The organism is Corticibacter populi (genome assembly GCF_004217315.1).
Taxonomy (GTDB): domain Bacteria; phylum Pseudomonadota; class Gammaproteobacteria; order Burkholderiales; family Burkholderiaceae_C; genus Lampropedia; species Lampropedia populi.
In genome coordinates, this window is sequence record NZ_SGWR01000004.1 from 494,944 (window position 1) to 515,473 (window position 20,530).

A 20,530-nucleotide genomic window follows, 5' to 3' on the forward strand; every position below is an offset into this window, starting at 1 on the left:
AGCGGTGCCAGAATACAGGCCGTTGAATATCGGGAACCAAGATGCCAACTCTCAAGCAGTTGTTCGAGAACAATCGCAACTGGGCGGCGACCGTCGAGCGTGAAAAGCCAGGCTTTTTCACCCGCCTGCAGGCCCAGCAAAATCCCAAGTACATGTGGATCGGCTGCTCGGACAGCCGGGTGCCGGCCAACCAGATCACTGGTCTCGACCCCGGCGAGGTGTTCGTGCACCGCAACGTGGCCAACGTGGTCGTGCCCACCGACCTGAATTGCCTCTCCACCATCCAGTACGCGGTGGACCAGCTCAAGATCGAGCACCTGATGGTGGTTGGCCATTACGGCTGTGGCGGCGTGTATGCGGCGCTCAACGACCAGCGCGCCGGCCTGGTCGACAACTGGCTGCGCCACGTCAAGGATGTGCGCGACCGCCACCGCGGCATCCTCGACCAGATTCCGGCCGAGCAGCGCCATGCCGCGCTGTGCGAGCTCAATGCCATCGAGCAGGTCGTCAACGTGGCGCATACCACGGTGGTGCAGGATGCCTGGGACCAGGGGCAGAAGCTGATCCTGCACGGCTGGTGCTATCACCTCACCAACGGCCTGATCACCGACCTGGAGATGACCATCACCGGCAAGGATGCGCTGGCGCCCAGCTATGCCAGGGCGCTCGAGCGTGTGGCCGAAGTCAACCGCACTCCTTCGCCCGATTGACGAGAAGGCGCTGGCGCTGCCGTCTGCTCCTGCGGTCTGGTGGTTTTCCCCAGGTCGACAGGCCTGGGGCCGCTTGAGGCGGCGCCGGGTTTGTAAACTGGGGCCATGAGCACGCAGACATCCACCCCCAGGCATCCACGCCGGCAGGCGCCAGACGCGGCTGGCGCGACAGCGCAAGGTATGGCGCAACGCGATTCGTCGCTGGCGCGCGGCATCGCCAAGGCCATGCTCGACGGCTTCAACCGCCATTACCGGCTGTTCAGGGGCGAGTCGGCGCGCGCCAAGCACCGCTTCGAGACGGTCGATTGGCATGGTCAGCAGCGCGCCCAGCGCGAGCGCATCGAGTTCTATGACGTGCGGGTGCGCGAGTGCGTGCAGCGGCTCGAGAAGGAATTCCAGGCCGGCGGCCAGCCCATGGAGGTCTGGCACGAGGCCAAGCTGTTCTACATCGGCATGCTGGTCGGGCACCTGCAGCCCGAACTGGCCGAGACCTTCTTCAATTCGGTCACCACCAAGATCCTGCACCGCACCTATTTCCAGAACGACTTCATCTTCGTGCGGCCGGCCATCAGCACCGAATACATCCAGATCGGCGAGCCGCCCGAATCGCCCACGTTCCGCTGCTACTACCCGCAGCCCGACCGGCTCGACGAGGTCGCGGCCGCGATACTGCGCGACTGCCAGTTGCAGCGGCCCTTTGCCGATCTGGCGCGCGACATCGCGCGCGTGGGCCGGGCGCTCGCGGGCATTCTGGGCGAGGCGCGCATCCGCGCCAACTTCCAGCTCCAGGTGCTCGCCAGCCTGTTCTACCGCAACAAGGGCGCCTATCTGGTGGGCAAGCTCATCAACGGCTTCGACGAGATGCCGTTTTGCCTGCCCATCCTGCATGACGGCCAGGGCCGGCTCTATGTGGACGCCGTGCTTCACACCGAGCGCGACATGCACACGCTGTTCTCGTTCTCGCGCGCCTACTTCATGGTGGACATGGAGATCCCCGCCGCCTACGTGCAGTTCCTGCGCAGCATCATGCCGCGCAAGCCGCGCAACGAGATCTACAACTCGCTGGGCCTGGCCAAGCAGGGCAAGAACCTGTTCTACCGCGACTTCCTCAGCCACCTGGGCACCTCGACGGACCAGTTCCGCATCGCTCCCGGCATCAAGGGCATGGTAATGCTGGTGTTCGACCTGCCGAGCTTCCCCTATGTCTTCAAGCTCATCAAGGACTACTACCCACCGCAGAAGGACACCACGCGCGAGCAGATCAAGGGCAAGTACCGCCTCGTCAAGCAGCACGACCGCGTCGGGCGCATGGCCGATACCATGGAGTACAGCGAGGTGGCCTTTCCGCGCGAGCGCTTCGAGGACGAACTGATCGAGGAGATCCGCCGCTTCGCCCCGAGCCAACTGGAGATCAGCGACCGCGACGGCGATGGCAGCGAGGAGGTCATCATCAAGCACCTCTACATCGAGCGGCGCATGATTCCGCTCAACATCTACCTGCAGGAAACCTTTGATGCCGGCCCGGACGACGCACAGGCGTGCCGGCAAATGGAAAACGCCGTCATCGAGTACGGCAACGCCATCAAGGACCTGGTGGCGGCCAACATCTTCCCCGGTGATATGCTGTGGAAGAACTTCGGTGTCACACGCCATGGCAAGGTGGTGTTCTACGATTACGACGAGATCGAATACATCACCGACTGCAACTTCCGCCAAGTGCCCGCGCCGCGCAACGAGGAAGAGGAAATGAGCGGCGAGATCTGGTATGCGGTGGCACCGCGCGACGTGTTTCCCGAGACCTTCGGCCCGTTCCTGCTGGGCAACCCGCGCGTGCGCGAGATATTCATGCGCCACCACGCGGACTTGCTCACGCCGCAGTTCTGGCAGCAGCACAAGGAGCGCATCCAGCAGGGCCACGTGTACGATGTATTCCCCTATGATCAGGCCCGCCGCTTCGGGCAGGAGAGCGCCGGCCCAGCCGGCATCACTGGCATCACAGGGACAGGCGCGGCAGGCGGGCCGCAGCCCTGAATCGCAGGCTTTCACCAACCGCTATACACACCAGCAGGAGATCGACATGAGCAACGAGACAGACACCGTGGTCATCATTGGCGCTGCGCGCACGCCGATGGGCGCATTCCAGGGCGCATTCAGCCCGCTGCAGGCTTGGGAACTGGGCAGCGCAGCCGTTCAGGGGGCACTGGCGCGTGCCGGTCTCGCGCCCGAGCAGGTCGACGAGGTTTTCCTGGGCAATGTGCTGACGGCCGGCCAGGGCCAGAACCCGGCGCGCCAGGCGACGTTGGCGGCCGGCCTGCCCAAGAAGGTCAGCGCCACCACCGTGGGCAAGGTGTGCGGCTCGGCGATGAAATCGGCCATGTTCGCGCATGACGCCCTCAAGGCCGGCTCGATCGATGTGGCCGTCGCCGGCGGCATGGAGAGCATGACCAATGCGCCCTACCTGCTCAAGAAGGCGCGCGGCGGCTACCGCCTGGGCCACGACAAGATCTTCGACCACATGATGCTCGACGGCCTGGAAGACGCCTACACCGGTGGCTCCATGGGCACCTTCGGCGAACAGTGCGCCGAGAAGTACGGCTTCACCCGCGAGCAGCAGGACGCCTTCGCCACCGCCAGCGTCACGCGCGCCCAGCAGGCCATCGAGACCGGCAGTTTCAAGGATGAGATCGTGCCCGTCACGGTCAAGACCCGCAAGGGCGACGTGGTGGTCGACACCGACGAAGGCCCGGCCAAGATCAACGTGGACAAGATCCCGACGCTGCGCCCGGCCTTCAAGAAGGACGGCACCATCACCGCCGCAGCCAGCTCCAGCATCAACGATGGCGCGGCTGCCTTGGTACTGGTGCGCGAATCCACCGCCAAGGCGCTGGGCGCTGTGCCGATCGCGCGCATCGTCAGCACCGCGCAGCATTCGCAGGAACCCGAGTGGTTCACCACCGCGCCGGTGGATGCCGCCAGGAAGGCACTGGCGAAGGCCGGCTGGGCGGTCGAGGACGTTGACCTGTGGGAAGTCAACGAGGCATTTGCCGTCGTCACCATGGCGCTGATGCATGACCTCAAGGTGCCGCACGACAAGGTCAACGTCAACGGCGGGGCTTGCGCGCTGGGCCACCCGATCGGCGCCAGCGGCGCGCGCATCGTCGTGACGCTGCTCAATGCGCTCAAGGCGCGTGGTCTCAAGAAAGGCCTGGCGACACTGTGCATCGGCGGTGGCGAGGCCACGGCACTGACGCTTGAACTGCTGTAAAGCCGCACTGCGGGTCGGCGGCGTCAGCCCGGCTCCAGTCGGCCAGCCCCGGGTCGGCGTGCTCCCTTGGAGCGCGCCGACTTTTCTTTGGGCAGACGGAGGTGGTTGCCGTTTCACTGTCGGGTGATGATGGCTTGGCAAGGGTTGGCCCCCAGCGCGCCCAGCCGCAGGCACGCCGGGCCGTGCAGCGTGGCGCGTTCCCCGGCTTCCAGCAGACAGTCGTTCAACTGGTCTTCGACGGTGAGCCACAGCACGCCGGTGCGGACTTCGATGGACAGGAACTGGCCTGCCTGCAGCCGCACATGGCACGGTGCGTCGCGCCAGCGCAGTGCAAGAGGCTCTGGCGCGACCGGTGATGGCCGCCGCCGCGCATGGCGTGCCAGTGGCATCAGGCTGGTCAGGAAAGGAAGACGGCATCGGGTGGTATCGGTCTGCATGGCGATCTGTTGGCGGTGTGTGGACAGTCATGGGCGGTGGTGAACAGGTTCTCTGGCATGCGCACTGCGATTCCCACTGCACCGGCCTGACTGTGGTGGAGAGCGGCGCCGCGCAACAGTCACAGACGCGGGCTGTCTGGTGCAGACAGCTGCTCTCCGGCAGCACCTGTCTGCCTGTGAACCGGATCATCTGTCTGGTTTGCTTTCCTGTGAAACCAGACACAATGCCCGGATGTCGGATCCCAAATACCTGCAGATTGCGGCCCATGTGGCCCAGGCCATCGAATGCGGCAGCCTGCTGGCGGGCCAGCGCGTGCCCTCGGTGCGGGCGCTGGCGCAGCAGTTCGCGGTCTCGCACAACACCGCGCTGGAGGCATTTCGCTGGCTGGAGGATGCGCAGCTGATCCAGGCACGGCCGCGCTCGGGCTTCTTCGTGTGCCGCAGTCACAAGGGCGCGGTGGCGCTGGAGCCGCCCACCAGCGGGCCGCAGCGCCTGAGTGATCCACAGAACGTCTCGCTGGACTGGTACGCCCAGCGCGTGCTGGGCAGCAAGGGGCTGGAGGGCGTGATCACGTTTGGCACCAGTGCGCCGGATGAGGCGCTGCTCGACCAGGTGCGGCTGAGGCAGGCCGTCGCGCGCGTCATGGCGGCAGCGCCGCTGACGCTGGGCAGCTATCCGAGCCACGGCGGGCTGCGCGAGCTGAGGCAGGTGCTGGCGCGCTATGCCATGGGGCTGGGCTGCCGGCTGGACCCGGACAGCATCGTATTGACCCATGGCTGCCTGGAGGGCGTCGTCAGCTGCTTGCAGGCGGTGACCCGCCCAGGCGACATCGTCGCGATCGAATCGCCCGCGCATTTCTCGGTGCTGGGGCTGCTGCAGAACCTGGGATTGCGCGCACTGGAGATCCCGACCCATGTACAGACCGGTATCTCGCTCGATGCTTTGCAACTGGCGCTGGACAGCCATCCGATCAAGGCCGTGCTGGTGGTGCCGACCATCCAGAATCCGCTGAGCGCCTGCATGCCGGTTGCGCACCGCAAGCGTCTGGCCGAGCTGGCTTCGGCGCACGAAGTGCCGGTGATAGAAGACGCCATCTACTACGACTGGTCGCCCCATGACGCGCACCGGCGCAGCATCCAGTCGTTTGACCAGACAGGCCATGTGATGCTGTGCCACGCGTTCACCAAGACATTGGCGCCCGGCCTGCGCGTCGGCTGGCTGCATGCCGGGCGCTGGGGCCAGCAGGTGCTCGACGCACGCGAGGCTTCGCTGGGCACCCCGGCGACCATGCTGCAACTGGCACTGCTGCACCTGCTGGGCCAGAACGGCCATGCCGCGCAAATGCGGCGCTTGCGCCAGCAGATGGCCCAGCGCCTGCGCGAGGCGCGTGGCCTGATTGCCCGGCATTTTCCGAAAGGCACGCGACTGAGCGATCCTCCAGGTGGGCTGATACTTTGGCTGCAGTTGCCGGACGCCGTGGATGGCCCGCAGTTCGAGCAGGCCTGCGAGGCACAGCGCCTGCTGGCTCCGCCGGGGCGGTTCTTCAGCCTGACGGGCCGTTTCGAGAACTGCTACCGCATCGCGCTGGGTAATTGGTCGGATGCGCACCGCCAGGCGCTGGTACGGATGGGACGCCTGGCCGGGCAATGCCTGCTGCGAGGAAGCTGATGGAGGCCATGCTGCCATGGCCGGGTTCGCGACGGGCCGGGGTTGGCGCTTTTTCGGATGCTTCTCAGTAGGTCTTGTACGGCAGGAACTTGCCTGACATGACGATCTGCACGCGGTCGCCATGGGGGTCGGTCTGGCGCTGCAGGTCCATCTTGAAGTCGATGGCGCTCATGATGCCGTCGCCGAATTCCTCGTGGATCAGCTCCTTGAAGGTGGTGCCGTAGACACTGACGAGCTCATAGAAGCGGTAGATCAGCGGGTCGGTGGGCACGGCAGTGGGCAGTGAGCCCTTGTAGGGCACGACCTGCAGCCATTGCTTGTCTTCCTCGCTGAGTTCGAAGATGCGACCGACGGTGTCGGCCTGCGCGGCGGTGAGGGTCATCTGGCCCAGGCAGGCGGCCGTCACCCATTCCTTGGAGAGACCCACTTCCTGGGCCACGGCTTCCCACTTCAGGCCCTTGCGGACCTTGGTGGTGATGATTTTCTCGGTCACGTCCTGGCGACTCATGTTGTTTCCTTTCGTTGGGAGATACGGTTACGGGGTGGAGAGGGCGGTCAGGCCGGGTGGGCCCGGCTGACCAGGAAATCGACGATGTCATTGCGCAGCGCGTAGTAGCCGTCCAGCTTGTGCAGCTCGGCGCGGCTGCGTTCGCGCGGCAAGGGGTTGGTGACGACCTCGGCGATGCCACCGGGCTCCCAGCCCCTGGCGGTCTGGCCGCCATTGCGCATCAGCAGGATGCGGTCGGCCAGCAGGATGGCCTCGTCCACGTCGTGCGTGATCATGAAGACGGTTTGCCGGGTCTGGCGCACGATGGCCATCAGCTCCTCTTGGATGGCGCCGCGGGTGAGCGCGTCGAGCGCGCCGAATGGTTCGTCGAGCAGCAGCATCTTGGGCTGGATGGCAAAGGCCCGGGCAATGCCCACGCGCTGCTTCATGCCGCCCGAGAGCTGGGCCGGCTTGCGGTCGATGGCGGGCAGCAGGCCCACCATCTCGACGTACTTGCGCACCTGTTCGTCAACCTGCGCGCGCGACCACCCGGGCCAGCGCGAACGCACTGCAAAGGCGATGTTGCTGCGCACCGTCAGCCACGGCATCAGCGCGTGGCCCTGGAACACCACGCCGCGGTCCAGGCTGGGACCGGTGATCTCCCGCCCGTCCATGACGACATGGCCGCTGCTGGCCGTGTCGAGCCCGGCGAGCACGTTGAGGATGGTGGTCTTGCCGCAACCCGAATGCCCGATCACGCAGACGAACTCGCCTCGCGCGATTGAGAAGTCGACGTCGGCGAACACGGGCTGGTCGGGCGTATAGGCCTTGCCCAGGCCTTCGACCTGCACGAAGCCCTTGCCGGTGGCGGGAGCCGGGGCGGCGGTATCGGTGACGGCTGCGGTGGCGGATGGGGACATGTCAGGACTCCACATAGGTCACCTTCCGCTGCAGCGCGGCAAACGCCAGGTCCAGGCACATGCCGACCACGCCAATCAGCAGGATGGCGAACATCACGTTCGAGAGCGAAAGGTTGTTCCACTCGTTCCAGAGGAAGTAGCCGATGCCCGTGCCGCCCACCAGCATCTCGGCGGCGACGATCACCAGCCAGGCAATGCCCATGCTGATGCGCATGCCGGTGAGGATGGTCGGCGCTGCCGCCGGCAGGATGACCTGCAGTGCCAGACGGATGCGGCCGACCTCGAGGGTGCGCGCCACGTTGAGCCATTCGCGCTTGACGGAGGCGACGCCGAACGCGGTGTTGAGCAGCATTGGCCACAGCGAACAGATGAAGATCACGAAGATGCCGCTGGCCGATGAATCCTTGATGGTGTAGAGCGCCAATGGCATCCAGGCGAGCGGCGAGATGGGTTTGAGTACCTGGATGAATGGATCGAGCGCGCGGTGCAGCAGCGGCGACATGCCGATCACGAAGCCCAGCGGCAGCGCTACCAGGCAGGCCAGCAGAAAGCCCGCCGCCACGCGCAGCAGCGACCAGCCCAGCTGGATGGCGATGCCCTTGTCGTTCGGGCCGTTGTCGTAGAACGGGTCGCGCAACTGCTGGGCCACGGTGGCCGCAAATTGCCCTGGCGAGGGAAAGCCGCTGCCTGCGCCGCCGGCCTGCTGGGCCGGGTCCTTGCCCAGCATCTGCAGGTACTCGATTTCCTCCGCCGTCAGCGTCGCCGCATTGCCGGGCGCGCCGGCGGCGGGCAGCGTGGCGCTGTACCAGACCGCCAGGATCAGGCCCAGCAGCAGCAGCGAAACCAGGCCGGCGCGCAGGCGCAGGGTCAGCACGTTGGAGGCGCTCATGTCAGGCCGCCTTGCGGATGGCGAAGCTTTGCAGGTACTGCTGGGGCTGCGACGGATCGAAGGCCTTGCCCATGATGGTGAAGCCGGGGTCGTTGCCATCGGGCACGTTTTCGCCGAGCTCGCGCATCAGCCTTCTCGCATCGGTGAGGCGGAACACGCGCTCGGCAATCTGCTGGTAGTTCACTTCGCCCTGGACGTAGCCCCAGCGCTGCATCTGCGTGAGGATCCACACCGCCATCGACTGCCAGGGCACCGGATCGAAGTCGGCCCGGTCGGGCACGTTCTGGATGCTGCCCAGGCCGTCGGCATAGCGCCCGGTCAGCACCTGGGTGACGACGGTTTCCGGCTGGTTGAGGTACTGCGCGGGGGCGATGGCCTTGGCGATCATGGCCCGGTTCTCGGGCTTGCGAGCCATGGTCGCGGCGGTGAGGATGGCGCGCGAGAGCGCGGCGAAGGTGTTCGGGTGGTTCTGGATGAAGGCGGCCGAGGAACCGAAGGCGCAGCACGGATGCCCGTCCCACAGTTCCTTGGTCAGCAGGTGGATGAAGCCGACCTCCTCGTAGACCGCGCGCTGGTTGAAAGGGTCGGGGCCGAGGTAGCCGTCGATGTTGCCGGCGCGCAGGTTGGCCACCATCTCGGGCGGCGGCACCACGCGGATCTGGATGTCCGTGTCCGGATTGAGACCGGCTTCGGCCACGTAGTAGCGCAACAGGAAGTTGTGCATCGAGTAGTCGAAGGGCACGGCAAAACGCATGCCTTTCCAGTTCTTCGGGTCGCGGTTGTTCTTGTGCTTGTTGGCCAGCGTGATGGCCTGGCCATTGGTGTTCTGGATGGCTGCCACTTCGATGGGCGTCTGGGCCGAGCCCACGCCCATCGTCATGGCCAGCGGCATCGGGCTGAGGAACTGCGAGGCGTCGTGTTCGCCGTTGATCATCTTGTCGCGGATCAGCGCCCAATTGGCGGTCTTGATCACCTCGACCGCCAGGCCCTGGTCGGCGTACATGCCCAGCGGGTCGGCCATGATCACCGGTGTGGCGCAGGTGATCGGGATGAAGCCGATCTTCAGGTTCTTCTTCTCCAGCGGCGCCTTCTCCTGTGCCATGGCCTGCAGCGCGCTCAGGGGCAGCACGGAGGCAATGGCCGCGCGCGCAGTGCCCGCGCCCACCGCCTTCAGGAAACGCCGGCGCATGGCATCGGCGGGAAACATGGCCTTGATGACGGCCGCTTCCAGCCGGTGGCGGTAGAGCGCTTCGGTGTCCCTGGCCAGGGCGGCGGCATGCACCTGGGGGGCGTGGTCCTGTCCGCACGCGCAGCGCAGCGACAAGGGACGGTCGGCGTCATACGGGTCGGTGGTGCTCGTGGGCGACCCGGCGCTGATGCTGGTGCTGGACGAGGCCGGCTCGGCTGGTCGGCTGGGGAAGCGGAAGGTCTTCATCTCAGTGACTCCTGTGGCAGATGGGCAGGTGTTGCAGGTGGGCGATGCCAGCAGCCAAGCAAGCCACAGGCCACTTCGTGCCAGGTTTGCCGCCGGCCGGGCAAATCGTTGCCGGTTCTTCTGGGCCTTGTAGTGCAGGCACTACAAACAGGGTCGGAAGAGGGGGGAGGGAGGGATTCGGCCTGCCCGATGACGCCCGGCGCGTCCCGGAACCACCTTGTGCGTCTCGGCGTTCAAAGCCGCTGACCGTGGCGCTCCGCGGACAGGGCCAGTTCCACGTCGTTGCGCGCGCCGGTTTTCTCCAGGATGCGGGTCCGGTAGGTGCTGATGGTGTTGACAGCCAGACCAAGCTGGGCGCCGATCTCGCTGACGCTGTGGCCTTCGATCAGCAGCCGGAATACCTGGTGCTCGCGGTGCGAAAGCGCATCGCCAGCGTGGCGCCTGCCGATGGCCATGGCCAGCGCCGTGGCGGTCTGTGGCGAGACATAGACCTCGCCTCGCGCGGCCTGGCGCACGGCTTCGACCATCACGTCCGGGTCCACGCTCTTGTTGAGGTAACCGGCTGCGCCCAGTTTGATGCAACGCGCCGCGTACTGGCGCTCCGGGTACGTGCTGAGCATCAGCACCGGCAGGTCGGGCCACTGCCGGCGCAGCACGGGCAGCACTTCCAGACCGTCCTGGCCGGGCAGGGCGATGTCGAGCAGCACCACGTCGAGCCCGCCGCCGGCCTGGCAGGCCGCGGTGCCGCTGAGCACCTCGGGGCCGGTGGCTGCCTCGGCGGCGACGGTGATGGCCGGTGCGCCATTGGCCGGATCGCACAGGAGCTGCTTGATACCTTCGCGCACGATGCGGTGGTCGTCGCCCAGCAGTACCCGGATGGGCGTCGGCGGCAGGCCCTCCCGTGCCTCCTGTCCCTGTGGCGCCATCATGCCTTGCATGGGGCCTCCTGCGCGGCACCGGCTGGCAAGGTCGGTGCCGGGGCCGATGGCGCGGCGACAACGGGCAGGCGCAGGGTCAGCGTGGTGCCCGCGCCCGGCTGGCTTTGCACGCTGATCGCCCCGCCCCAATGCAGGGCACGTTCGCGCATGCCCTGGATGCCATAGGCCGTGGGTGCGGTGAAGGCGGTGGGCGCCGCGCCGCGGCCGTCATCCTGGACGGACAGCGCCAGCCACGCGCCCTGCAGTTCCATGCGCACGGCGATGGCTTGGGCCTGGGCATGTCGTCCCACGTTGGATAGCATTTCCTGGAAGATGCGGAACACTGCGGTGGCCTGGTCATCGGGCAGCTCCAGGGTTTCGGGGATGCTGGCGTGCCAGTCCAGCGCCAACTCGGCGGTCTGCGCGAATTCCTGAGCCTGCCATTCGAGCGCCGCCCACAGACCCTGGTGGTCGAGGATGCTAGGGCGCAGCGCGGTGATGATGCGCCCCACATTGGTCACGGCGGCCTCGATCAGGCGTCCCATATTGGTGCATTTGGCACGCATCAGGCTGCGGGCCTGCCGGGCCGCGTCGGCATCGCATGCATCCTGCTCCGCCATGCGTTTTTGCAGCCAGTTCACGTCCATTTTCAGGGCCACCAGCATGCTGCCGAGTTCGTCATGGACCTCGCGGGCGATGCGGGTGCGCTCGTCCTCGCGCACATGGTCCATCCAGGCCGAGAGTTCTCGCACCTGCAGCAGCGCCGAGGACAGCTCGCGCGTGCGCTCGGCGACGCGCTGCTCCAGGGTTTCGTTGGCCTGGCGCAGTGCGTCCGCGTCGCGCCGGCGCTGGGTGATGTCGATGAAGGTGACGACGGCGCCCACCACCGCGCCATCGTCGATCACCGGGTGGCTGGAATACTCCACCGGGAAGTGCGTGCCGTCGTGGCGCCAGAACACTTCGTCGTCGACACGGCAGGGGTTCTTGCGCCGGAAAGCATCGAAGATCGTGCAGTCCTGCTCTGGATAGTGGCTGCCGTCGGCATGCGAGTGGTGGGTGATCAGGTGCATGTTGCTCCCGATTAGGTCCTCGGGCCGGTAGCCCAGCATGGTGGCGCCTGCATGGTTGATGAACATGCAGCGGCCCTGCAGGTCCAGGCCATAGACGCCCTCGCCGGTGGAGTCCAGCAGCAGGCGCAGCTGATCGCGCCAGGGCGCGGGTGTTTCCGGATGGGGAGAGATCGTGGAAGTTGCCATGGTTTGCGGGCAAGCAAAAGATGTGCCCTGCAATGGTGCAGTCAGCTCGGGAGGTCCGCTCGCAGCCGGTCTTTTGCAGCCGGCTCCTGTGGCCGCCCCTTGGCACGTCCGTACCGGGACAGGAAAACGCATGCCAAGACAGGCCTTGCGTTGATAATGGCCGTTCGAGGTTGCAGGCGCCGGGCCTGCGCAAACCCGCCACCGACAGACGGAGACAAACCATGTTGCTCAACGACGACCAGACCCTGATCCGCGAGGCCGTGCGCGCCTTCGTGCGCGACGAGATCACGCCGCATGCGGCGGAATGGGACCGCCGGCACCATTTTCCGAGAGACGTGCATCAGGGCCTGGCGGCGCTGGGCGCCTATGGCATCTGCGTACCTGCCGAGCATGGCGGCGCAGGCCTGGACTACCTGACGCTGGCGCTGGTGCTCGAGGAGATCGCCGCTGGCGATGGCGGCACCAGCACCGCCATCAGCGTGACCAACTGCCCGGTCAATGCCATCCTGATCCGCTATGGCAGCCAGATGCAGAAGCACCAATGGCTCGAGCCGCTGGCGCAGGGCCGGATGCTGGGTGCCTTTTGCCTGACCGAGCCGCATGTGGGCTCCGACGCCTCTGCGTTGCGCACCACCGCCGAGCGCCGCGGCGACGAATACGTGATCAACGGCGTCAAGCAGTTCATCACCAGCGGCAAGAACGGACAGGTGGCCATCGTCATCGCGGTGACCGACAAGGGTGCCGGCAAGAAAGGCATGAGCGCGTTCATCGTGCCCACCGACAACCCCGGTTACCGCGTCGAACGCATCGAGGACAAGCTCGGGCAGCATTCGAGCGACACCGCACAGATCCGCTTCGAGGACTGCCGCATCCCGCTCGAGAACCGCATCGGCGCGGAGGGCGAGGGCTACCGGATCGCGCTCTCCTCGCTGGAGGGCGGGCGCATCGGCATCGCCGCGCAAAGTGTGGGCATGGCGCGTGCTGCCTTCGAGGCGGCGGTGCGCTACGCCCGCGAGCGCGAGAGCTTTGGCCGCGCCATCATCGATCATCAGGCGGTGGGCTTCCGGCTGGCCGAATGCGACACACAGATCGAGGCGGCGCGCCAGCTCATCTGGCACGCCGCCAGCCTGCGCGATGCCGGCCAGCCCTGCCTGCGCGAGGCCGCCATGGCCAAGCTGTTCGCCAGTGAGATGGCCGAGCGCGTGTGCAGCGCGGCCATCCAGACACTGGGCGGCTATGGCTACGTGAATGACTTCCCGGTGGAGCGCATCTACCGGGACGTGCGGGTGTGCCAGATCTACGAGGGTACCAGCGATGTGCAGAAGATCCTGATCCAGCGCGCGCTGGGCTGATGCCCCGCGCCGGTGGCGGCCTGTGGGGCGACGCTGCAGCGCACGCTTGCGGCGGCAGCTACGCAGGGTGCGCCGCATCGCTGGCGGCCAGTGCGGCGGGGGTGATGCCCACGCCATGCAGAACGATGTCCATGGCGGCCTCCACGGCTTCGCGCAAGTCAAAGGCACCGGGGGTGAGCACCCAGAGGTCGATCAGGCCCAGCAGCGCGTGCTGCATGGTCTTGGCGGCGTTCTCCGGGCTGACGCCCGCGCGCAGCAGGGGACGCACCCGGGGATGGCCAAAGGCCATCAGATTGCGGTCGTAGAACGCCTGGTGTGCCTGCAGCATGCGCTCGCGCACGGCATCCATCTCCTCGGTGTATTCGATCTGGTAGTTGGCGATCTCCAGCAGCCGCCGCACCTGGGCATCGTCGATGATGACCATCAGGCTGTCGCGCAGGATCTGCTGCAGCGATCCGATGGCGGCACCGGCGCTGCCTTCCTCCAGTTGCGGGCAGACGCCGCCGCCCCCGAGGTAGCACTGCTCGATCGGCCATGGGATCCGCTCCATCATGGCGTTGAACAGATCGGCCTTGTCCTTGAAATGCCAGTAGATGGCGCCCCGCGTGATGCCGGCCTCGCTGGCAATGGCCTGCAGCGAGGTGCGCGAGACACCCTGCTGCTGGAACAGCCTTTCGGCCGCATCCAGAATCTGGTTGCGTGTCTCCAATGCCTCTTCTTTGGTTCTGCGTGCCATTGCGGTGCGCCTTTTCTAAGTGCTGCCGGGAAATGAAATAGCGGGCGCCGCCAGACGGCACCGGATCTCGGGCCATTATTTCACATACATGCCTGAATGTATGTATACTCCTACGCTTTCGTCAATTGCTGCGCGGTGCAGGGGCGGTGGCGGTGCAGGTCGCCACGCCGCTTGTTGCGGTGCACAATAGGCGTCTGATGAACGCTTTGTCCGACTTTTCCGGACCATCCCAACTGGCATGGGGGATGCGCGGCCGGCCTGGATCCATGAACCCGTGGGTCGAAGGGGCTGGCGCCGTCCGATGTGCCGGTGTCCGGGCTGGCCGAGGCGGTGCGGCGGCGCGTTCCTTTCGTTCATTTTTGTCGAACCCCTGCCGAACCACATGGCCGCGACGGCGCGGCGCATCTACACCACTTTCGACGCAAAGGATCAGCATGCGCAACCACCAGTCATTCTCTCTTGTCAGTCAGCCCCGCGGGGTTTCGGGCGCTGCCATACGGCGCGGCAGCGTTGGCGCCGTTTGCCTGGCGCTGGCTGTGCTGGTCCTGCCTGGGTGCGGGGATGACAAGGCCGCGCAGGCCGGGGGAGCTGCGCAGCAGCAACAGATGCCCGCGCCGGAAGTCGGCGTGATCGTCGCCAAGGTGGCTACGGTGGGAGTGGTGACGGAGCTGCCGGGCCGCGTCGAGGCCTCGCGCACTGCGCAAGTGCGTGCGCGCGCTGCGGGCATTCTCAACAAGCGGCTCTTCACCGAAGGCAGTGACGTCAAGACCGGCCAGTTGCTGATGCAGATCGATGCCGCGCCGTATCAGGCCGAAGTGCAAAGCGCCAAGGCCAACCTGGCGAGAGCCGAGGCTGCACTGGTGCAGAGCAAGGCGGTGGTCGATCGCTATCGCCCGCTGGTCAGCGTCAATGCCGTCAGCCAGCTGGATTTCGACAACGCCGATGCCACCTTCAAGGCTGCGCAGGCCGAGGTGGCGGCGGCCAGGGCGGCGGTGCGCACCGCCGAGATCAATTTGGGCTACGCGAATGTCACGGCGCCGATTTCGGGCCGCATCGGCCGGGCGCTGGTGACCGAGGGCGCGCTGGTGGGGCAGGGCGAAACCACGCCTCTGGCGGTGATCCAGCAGATCGACCCGGTGTATGTCAATTTCACCCAATCGACCACCGAGGTGCTGAAGCTGCGGCGTGATCTGCAGGACGGGCGTCTGGTGCGGGCCGCTGGCGGCGAGGCGGCCAGGGTCAGCGTGCTGCTCGACGACGGCAGCGACTACGGCGAGCCCGGCCGTCTGCTGTTCACCGATCTGACGGTGGATCCTACCAGCAGCCAGGTGACGTTGCGCGCCGAGCTGCCGAACCCGGACGGCCTGCTGCTGCCCGGCATGTACGTGCGTGTGCGTCTGGAGCAGGCGCAGGTGGCCAATGCCATCTCCGTGCCGCAACAGGCCGTTACCCGCAGCCAGCAGGGCGACACGCTGACGGTGGTGGATGCCGAAGGCAATCGCCAGGTGCGCAGCGTCAAGCTCGGCGACGCCGCCAGCGACAACCGCTGGGTGGTGCTCGAAGGTTTGCAGGAGGGTGAGCAGGTCATGGTCGACGGCTTTCAGCGCGTGGGCATGATGCCACCGGGTACCAAGGTCAAGGCCGTGCCATGGAGCGCGCCGGGCGCGCCAGCCCCGTCCGCCGCAGCTGCCGAGGCACCCGCGAGCGGGACCGAGGCCAGCGCCAACGCCAAGCAGTAAGGAGCGCCCCGAATGGCCAAGTTTTTCATTGATCGTCCGATCTTCGCCTGGGTGGTGGCGCTGTTCATCATCGTGATCGGACTGGTGTCCTACCAGCAGTTGCCGGTGGCGCAGTACCCGTCGGTGGCGCCGCCCACCATCTCCATTTCCGCGACTTATCCTGGCGCCTCCGCCGAGGTGCTCGACGAGACCGTGCTGTCGGTCATCGAACGGGAGATGAACGGTTCGCCCGGCCTGGCCTACATGGAGTCGAGCAGCCAGGCCAACGGCCGAGGCGAAATCGTGCTCAGCTTCGAGCCCGGCACCAATGCCGATCTGGCTCAGGTGGACGTGCAGAACCGCCTTTCGCAGGCGACTCCGCGCCTGCCTGCGGCGGTGACGCAGCAGGGCATCCAGGTCGAGAAAGCGTCCTCGACCTTCCTGATGGTGGTTTCGCTGGTTTCGACCCGCGACGACTACAGTGCCTATGATCTGGGCGACTATGTCTCTCGCAATGTGCTGCCTGAGATCCAGCGTGTCAATGGCGTCGGCAAGGCGCAGTTGTTCGCGGCCGAGCGGGCTTTGCGCATCTGGGTCGATCCGGCCAAGCTGACCGGCTACAGCCTGTCCACCGCCGATGTGACGGCGGCCATCGCGGCCCAGAACGCGCAGGTCTCGTCCGGCACCCTGGGCGACATGCCCAGCCCGGAAACGCAGGCCATTTTCGCCACGGTGGTGATGCAGGGCCAGCTGACCAATGCCGAAGAGTTCGGCAACATCGTGTTGCGTGCCAACAGCGACGGCTCGACCGTGCGCCTGCGCGATGTCGCCACCGTCGAGCTGGGCATCGAGTCCTACGCGTTCGGCTCCCGGCTCAACGGCAAGCCGGCCGTGGCGCTCGGCGTGCAGCTGTCGCCGACGGGCAATGCCATGGCCACCGCCGAAGCCGTGCGCGAGCGCATGGCCGAGCTCGAACCCTTCTTCCCGCAGGGGGTGGAGTGGGTCATCCCGTATGACACCTCGAAGTTCGTCGACATTTCGATGCAGCAGGTGGCCCACACGCTGATCGAGGCCATCGCGCTGGTGTTCGTGGTGATGTTCCTGTTCCTGCAGAACTGGCGCTACACCATCATCCCGACCATCGTGGTGCCGATCGCGTTGCTGGGCACGCTGGGCGTGCTGTACCTGGCAGGTTTCTCTTTGAACGTGCTTTCCATGTTTGGCATGGTGCTGGTCATCGGCATCGTGGTCGACGACGCCATCATCGTGGTCGAGAACGTCGAGCGCATCATGAGCGAGGAGGGTCTCTCGCCGCTGCAGGCCAGCCGCAAGGCCATGAGCCAGATTTCCGGCGCCATTGTCGGCGTGACCCTGGTGCTGATCGCGGTGTTCGTGCCGCTGGCCTTCTTCAGCGGTTCGATCGGCAACATCTATCGCCAGTTCGCGGTGACCATGACGGTCTCGATCGCCTTCTCGGCGTTCCTGGCGCTGTCGCTGACACCGGCGCTGTGCGCCACCTTCCTCAAGCCCGTCGTGGCCGGGCACAACCACGCCAAGCGCGGCTTCTTCGGCTGGTTCAACAACGCTTTTACCCGCACTGCCAAGGGCTATGAGGGCACGCTGGCCAAAGTGCTCAAGCGCAGCTATGTGATGCTGGTCGTGTACCTGGCGATCGGCGCGGCGGTGGCCTGGCTGTACAACCGCCTGCCATCGTCCTTCCTGCCGAATGAGGACCAGGGCTTCGTCATCAACAGCGTCCAGCTGCCGCCGGGCGCGACCCAGCACCGCACGCTGGAAGCCATCAAGACGGCCGAGGGATTCTTCATGGAGCAGCCGGAGGTGGAGAACGTGGTGTCGATCCTCGGCTTCAGCTTCACCGGCCAGGGCCAGAACGCCGCGCTGCAATTCGTCACGCTCAAGGACTGGTCCGAGCGCAAGGGCGCCGAGCACACTGCCGACGCCATTGCCGGCCGCGCCATGGGCTACCTTGGCCAGGTGCGCGATGCCTTCATGTACACGCTGTCGCCGCCGCCGATCTCGGAGTTGGGCAATGCCACCGGTTTCACCTTCCGGCTGCAGGATCGCAGCGGCCAGGGACATGATGCACTGATCCAGGCGCGCAACCAGCTGCTGGGCATGGTGGCGCAAAGTCCGGTGCTCTCGGGCGTGCGGCCTGACGGCCTTGAAGACGCGCCGCAACTGCGGCTCGAGATCGACAGAGACAAGGCCAACGCGCTGGGCGTGGGGTTCGCCTCGATCAACAGCACCATCTCGACGGCGCTGGGTTCGTCCTACGTCAACGATTTCCCCAACAGCGGCCGCCTGCAGCGCGTGATGGTGCAGGCCGAGGCGACGGCACGCATGCAGCCCGAGGATTTGCTGGCCCTGACGGCTCTCAACAGCGATGGTGCGGCCGTGCCGTTCTCGGCCTTCGCCACCACGCGCTGGGTTACCGGACCGATGCAGGTGGTGCGCTACAACGGTTACCCGGCCGTGAAGATCGCCGGCGATGCCGCTGCCGGCTACAGCACCGGCGAGGCCATGGCCGAGATGGAGCGGCTGGCGGCGCAACTGCCGCAGGGCTTCGGCTTCGAGTGGACCGGCCAGTCGCGCGAGGAAAAACTGGCCGGCTCGACGGGCATGATCCTCTATGCCTTCTCGATCCTGGCTGTGTTCCTCTGCCTGGCCGCGCTCTACGAGAGCTGGTCCATTCCGCTGGCGGTGATCCTGGTGGTGCCGCTGGGTGTGCTGGGCGTGGTGGGGGCGGTGTATCTGCACGGCCTGCCAAGGGATGTTTACTTCCAGATCGGACTGGTGACCATCATCGGCCTCTCGGCCAAGAACGCCATCCTGATCATCGAGTTCGCCAAGGACCTGCAGGCGCAGGGCATGTCGGCCGTGGCGGCAGCCCTGCAGGCGGCACATCTGCGTTTCCGCCCCATCCTCATGACCTCGTTGGCCTTCACCATCGGCGTCGTGCCGCTGTACCTGGCCTCGGGCGCGAGCTCGGCCAGCCAGCGCACCATCGGCACCGGCGTGATCGGCGGCATGATCACCGGCACCGTGCTGGCGCTGGCGCTGGTGCCAACCTTCTACGTGGTGGTGCGCTCCATCTTCAAGTACAAGCCCAAGCCGGAGGAAGGCGCCGCGCCACCGGCCACGCCCCTGCCGCCCGCAGCGCCTGCCGAAGGGACGCACCATGTCTGATACCACCACCGTGCAAGCCGGAGCCATCATGACCACTCTGTCCCTGTCTCTTCCCCGGCGATTGTTGGCGGCGGCTGCACTGGCGGCCCTGCTGACGGGCTGCTCGTTCATCCCCGCCTACGAGCGGCCCGATGCCCCGGTGGCCTCGGCTTGGCCGGAAAACGGCCTGGGCATCGAGACCGCCGAGGCCACGGCACCGCTGGCGGCCTGGTCGCAGTTCATCACCGATGCGCAACTGCGCGAGCTGATCGGCCTGGCTTTGGCCAACAACCGCGACCTGCGCGTGGCCACACTTTCCATCGAGCAGGCGCGTGCCCAGTACCAGCTCACCGGCGCCGGGCCGCTGCCCGTCGTCAATGCCGGCGTGACGGGCAGCCGCCAGAGCACCAACGATGGTGACACCATCAGTTCGGCCTACACGGGGGGGCTGCTCGTCAGTGCCTGGGAGCTGGATTTCTTCGGCCGCCTGGCCAGCCTGACGGAAGTCGCCCGCGCCGACCTGCTGAGCACCGCCTATGCCCGTGAAGCGGTGCAGACCAGCCTGATCGCGAATGTGGCTACGGCCTGGCTGAATCTGCAGACCGCCAATGCCTTGCTGGACCTGACCGAGCAGACGCTCAAGACCCGCGAGGACAGCCAGCGGCTGACCCAGCTGCGCTTTGACAGCGGCGTGGTCTCGGCGCTGGATCTGAGTCAGGCGCAATCGCTCACCGCATCGGCGCGTGCCACGCTGGCCGAGCAAAAACGCCAGCTGGCCCAGGCGCGCAACGCGCTCACGCTGCTGGTCGGGCAGGAGATCGAGCCGCGCCTGCTCACGGCCGGCGACGTGCCGCTGGGTGTCTTCGAAGACGTGCCGGCCGGCCTGCCATCAGACTTGCTGCTGCGCCGCCCCGACATCCAGTCGGCCGAATGGAGCCTGCGCTCGGCCAACGCCAACATTGGCGCGGCGCGCGCGGCCTTCTTCCCCAGCATCTCGCTGACGGCCAGCGTAGGTTCGGCCAGCAGCCACCTCTCGGACCTGTTCAGGAGTGGCAGCTTTGGCTGGACGCTGGCGCCCCAGGCCCTGTTGCCGATCTTCGATGGCGGACGCAATCGCGCCAACCTGCGCGGTGCCGAGGTTGCCCGCGAAGTGGCCGTGGCACAGTACGAGAAGGCCATCCAGACCGCATTCTCCGAAGTGGCCGATGGGTTGGCTGGCCGCGCCACCCTGGCCGACCAGCTCACCGCCCAGGAGGAACTGGTCAAGGCCGAGTCGCAGCGCTACGAACTCTCCGACCTGCGCTACAAGAGCGGGGTGTCGAGCTTTCTGGACATGCTCGATGCCCAGCGCTCCCTGTTCACCGCTCAGCAGGCCGTGCTGCAAAGCCGCGCGGCACTGCTGGCCAACCGCATCACCATGTACCGTGTGCTCGGTGGCGGCTGGGATGCGGGCGCTGTAGAACTGGCGGAATCGGCTGCCCCTGCGGCTGCCGGCGCCACGCCCTGAGTGGGGCCGGTGGCGGCGGCATTGCATCGCCAGGGCTGCATGCCCT

At 66.5% G+C, this 20,530-nt stretch carries 16 protein-coding genes; 8 read left to right on the forward strand and 8 right to left on the reverse strand.

The genetic code is table 11. The features are described 5' to 3' along the window. The first annotated feature begins 41 nt into the window (after positions 1 to 41). From can to EV687_RS16340, 3 genes are all read left to right on the forward strand, one after another. Entirely contained in the window at positions 42 to 710 is a 669-nt protein-coding gene (can, locus tag EV687_RS16330; protein ID WP_122229091.1) for a carbonate dehydratase, read from the forward strand. A 180-nt stretch (positions 711 to 890) separates the two neighbouring features. Beyond that, positions 891 to 2,741: a bifunctional isocitrate dehydrogenase kinase/phosphatase gene (gene aceK / locus EV687_RS16335; RefSeq protein WP_122229089.1), complete on the forward strand. Its 1,851-nt coding sequence runs from the start codon at positions 891 to 893 to the stop codon at positions 2,739 to 2,741. A gap of 46 nt (positions 2,742 to 2,787) precedes the next feature. Then, on the forward strand, positions 2,788 to 3,975 hold the full coding sequence (locus EV687_RS16340; RefSeq protein WP_122229825.1) for an acetyl-CoA C-acyltransferase: 1,188 nt from the start codon (positions 2,788 to 2,790) through the stop codon (positions 3,973 to 3,975). Positions 3,976 to 4,088: 113 nt separating this feature from the next. On the opposite strand, the gene EV687_RS16345 is transcribed toward EV687_RS16340, so the two are convergent. Then, positions 4,089 to 4,412 (reverse strand): DUF2917 domain-containing protein, encoded by a 324-nt coding sequence (locus EV687_RS16345; RefSeq protein WP_122229087.1) that lies wholly within the window; start codon positions 4,410 to 4,412, stop codon positions 4,089 to 4,091. Between the two features lie 232 nt (positions 4,413 to 4,644). On the opposite strand from EV687_RS16345, the gene EV687_RS16350 reads away from it, so the two are divergent. Beyond that, complete coding sequence (locus tag EV687_RS16350) at positions 4,645 to 6,081, forward strand: aminotransferase-like domain-containing protein (protein ID WP_122229085.1); 1,437 nt, start codon at positions 4,645 to 4,647, stop codon at positions 6,079 to 6,081. Positions 6,082 to 6,145: 64 nt separating this feature from the next. On the opposite strand, the gene cynS is transcribed toward EV687_RS16350, so the two are convergent. From cynS to EV687_RS16380, 6 genes are all read right to left on the reverse strand, one after another. Continuing rightward, positions 6,146 to 6,589 carry a cyanase gene (gene cynS, locus EV687_RS16355; RefSeq protein ID WP_122229083.1) on the reverse strand — a complete coding sequence of 148 codons (444 nt, stop codon included), beginning with the start codon at positions 6,587 to 6,589 and terminating at the stop codon, positions 6,146 to 6,148. 47 nt (positions 6,590 to 6,636) lie between these two features. Next, entirely contained in the window at positions 6,637 to 7,488 is an 852-nt protein-coding gene (locus tag EV687_RS16360) for an ABC transporter ATP-binding protein (RefSeq protein ID WP_242612683.1), read from the reverse strand. Position 7,489: 1 nt separating this feature from the next. After that, on the reverse strand, positions 7,490 to 8,377 hold the full coding sequence (gene ntrB / locus EV687_RS16365) for a nitrate ABC transporter permease (RefSeq protein ID WP_122229079.1): 888 nt from the start codon (positions 8,375 to 8,377) through the stop codon (positions 7,490 to 7,492). Between the two features lies 1 nt (position 8,378). Beyond that, the gene (locus tag EV687_RS16370) at positions 8,379 to 9,812 is read right to left on the reverse strand and encodes a CmpA/NrtA family ABC transporter substrate-binding protein (protein ID WP_122229077.1); all 1,434 of its coding nucleotides are present in this window, start codon (positions 9,810 to 9,812) and stop codon (positions 8,379 to 8,381) included. A gap of 233 nt (positions 9,813 to 10,045) precedes the next feature. Beyond that, positions 10,046 to 10,741 (reverse strand): response regulator, encoded by a 696-nt coding sequence (locus EV687_RS16375; RefSeq protein WP_423201105.1) that lies wholly within the window; start codon positions 10,739 to 10,741, stop codon positions 10,046 to 10,048. Beyond that, positions 10,738 to 11,985: a sensor histidine kinase gene (locus EV687_RS16380; protein ID WP_122229073.1), complete on the reverse strand. Its 1,248-nt coding sequence runs from the start codon at positions 11,983 to 11,985 to the stop codon at positions 10,738 to 10,740. Before EV687_RS16380 ends, EV687_RS16375 begins: the two co-directional genes overlap by 4 nt. Positions 11,986 to 12,206: 221 nt before the next feature. Here EV687_RS16380 and EV687_RS16385 point away from each other — a divergent pair, with 221 nt between their 5' ends. Next, positions 12,207 to 13,337: an acyl-CoA dehydrogenase family protein gene (locus EV687_RS16385; RefSeq protein WP_122229823.1), complete on the forward strand. Its 1,131-nt coding sequence runs from the start codon at positions 12,207 to 12,209 to the stop codon at positions 13,335 to 13,337. 58 nt (positions 13,338 to 13,395) lie between these two features. Here the strand turns inward: EV687_RS16385 and EV687_RS16390 are convergent, their stop codons facing one another. Next, positions 13,396 to 14,073, reverse strand: coding sequence for a TetR family transcriptional regulator (locus tag EV687_RS16390; RefSeq protein WP_122229072.1), 678 nt, complete (start codon positions 14,071 to 14,073; stop codon positions 13,396 to 13,398). 434 nt (positions 14,074 to 14,507) lie between these two features. Between EV687_RS16390 and EV687_RS16395 the strand changes: the two genes are divergently transcribed. The 3 genes from EV687_RS16395 to EV687_RS16405 are packed head-to-tail and all read left to right on the forward strand — an operon-like array spanning position 14,508 to position 20,484. Further along, positions 14,508 to 15,812, forward strand: coding sequence for an efflux RND transporter periplasmic adaptor subunit (locus tag EV687_RS16395; protein ID WP_122229070.1), 1,305 nt, complete (start codon positions 14,508 to 14,510; stop codon positions 15,810 to 15,812). Positions 15,813 to 15,824: 12 nt separating this feature from the next. After that, positions 15,825 to 18,998 carry an efflux RND transporter permease subunit gene (locus EV687_RS16400; RefSeq protein WP_122229068.1) on the forward strand — a complete coding sequence of 1,058 codons (3,174 nt, stop codon included), beginning with the start codon at positions 15,825 to 15,827 and terminating at the stop codon, positions 18,996 to 18,998. Continuing rightward, positions 18,991 to 20,484 (forward strand): efflux transporter outer membrane subunit, encoded by a 1,494-nt coding sequence (locus EV687_RS16405; protein ID WP_278044267.1) that lies wholly within the window; start codon positions 18,991 to 18,993, stop codon positions 20,482 to 20,484. The genes EV687_RS16400 and EV687_RS16405 overlap by 8 nt, the downstream gene beginning before the upstream one ends. Positions 20,485 to 20,530: the final 46 nt, after the last annotated feature.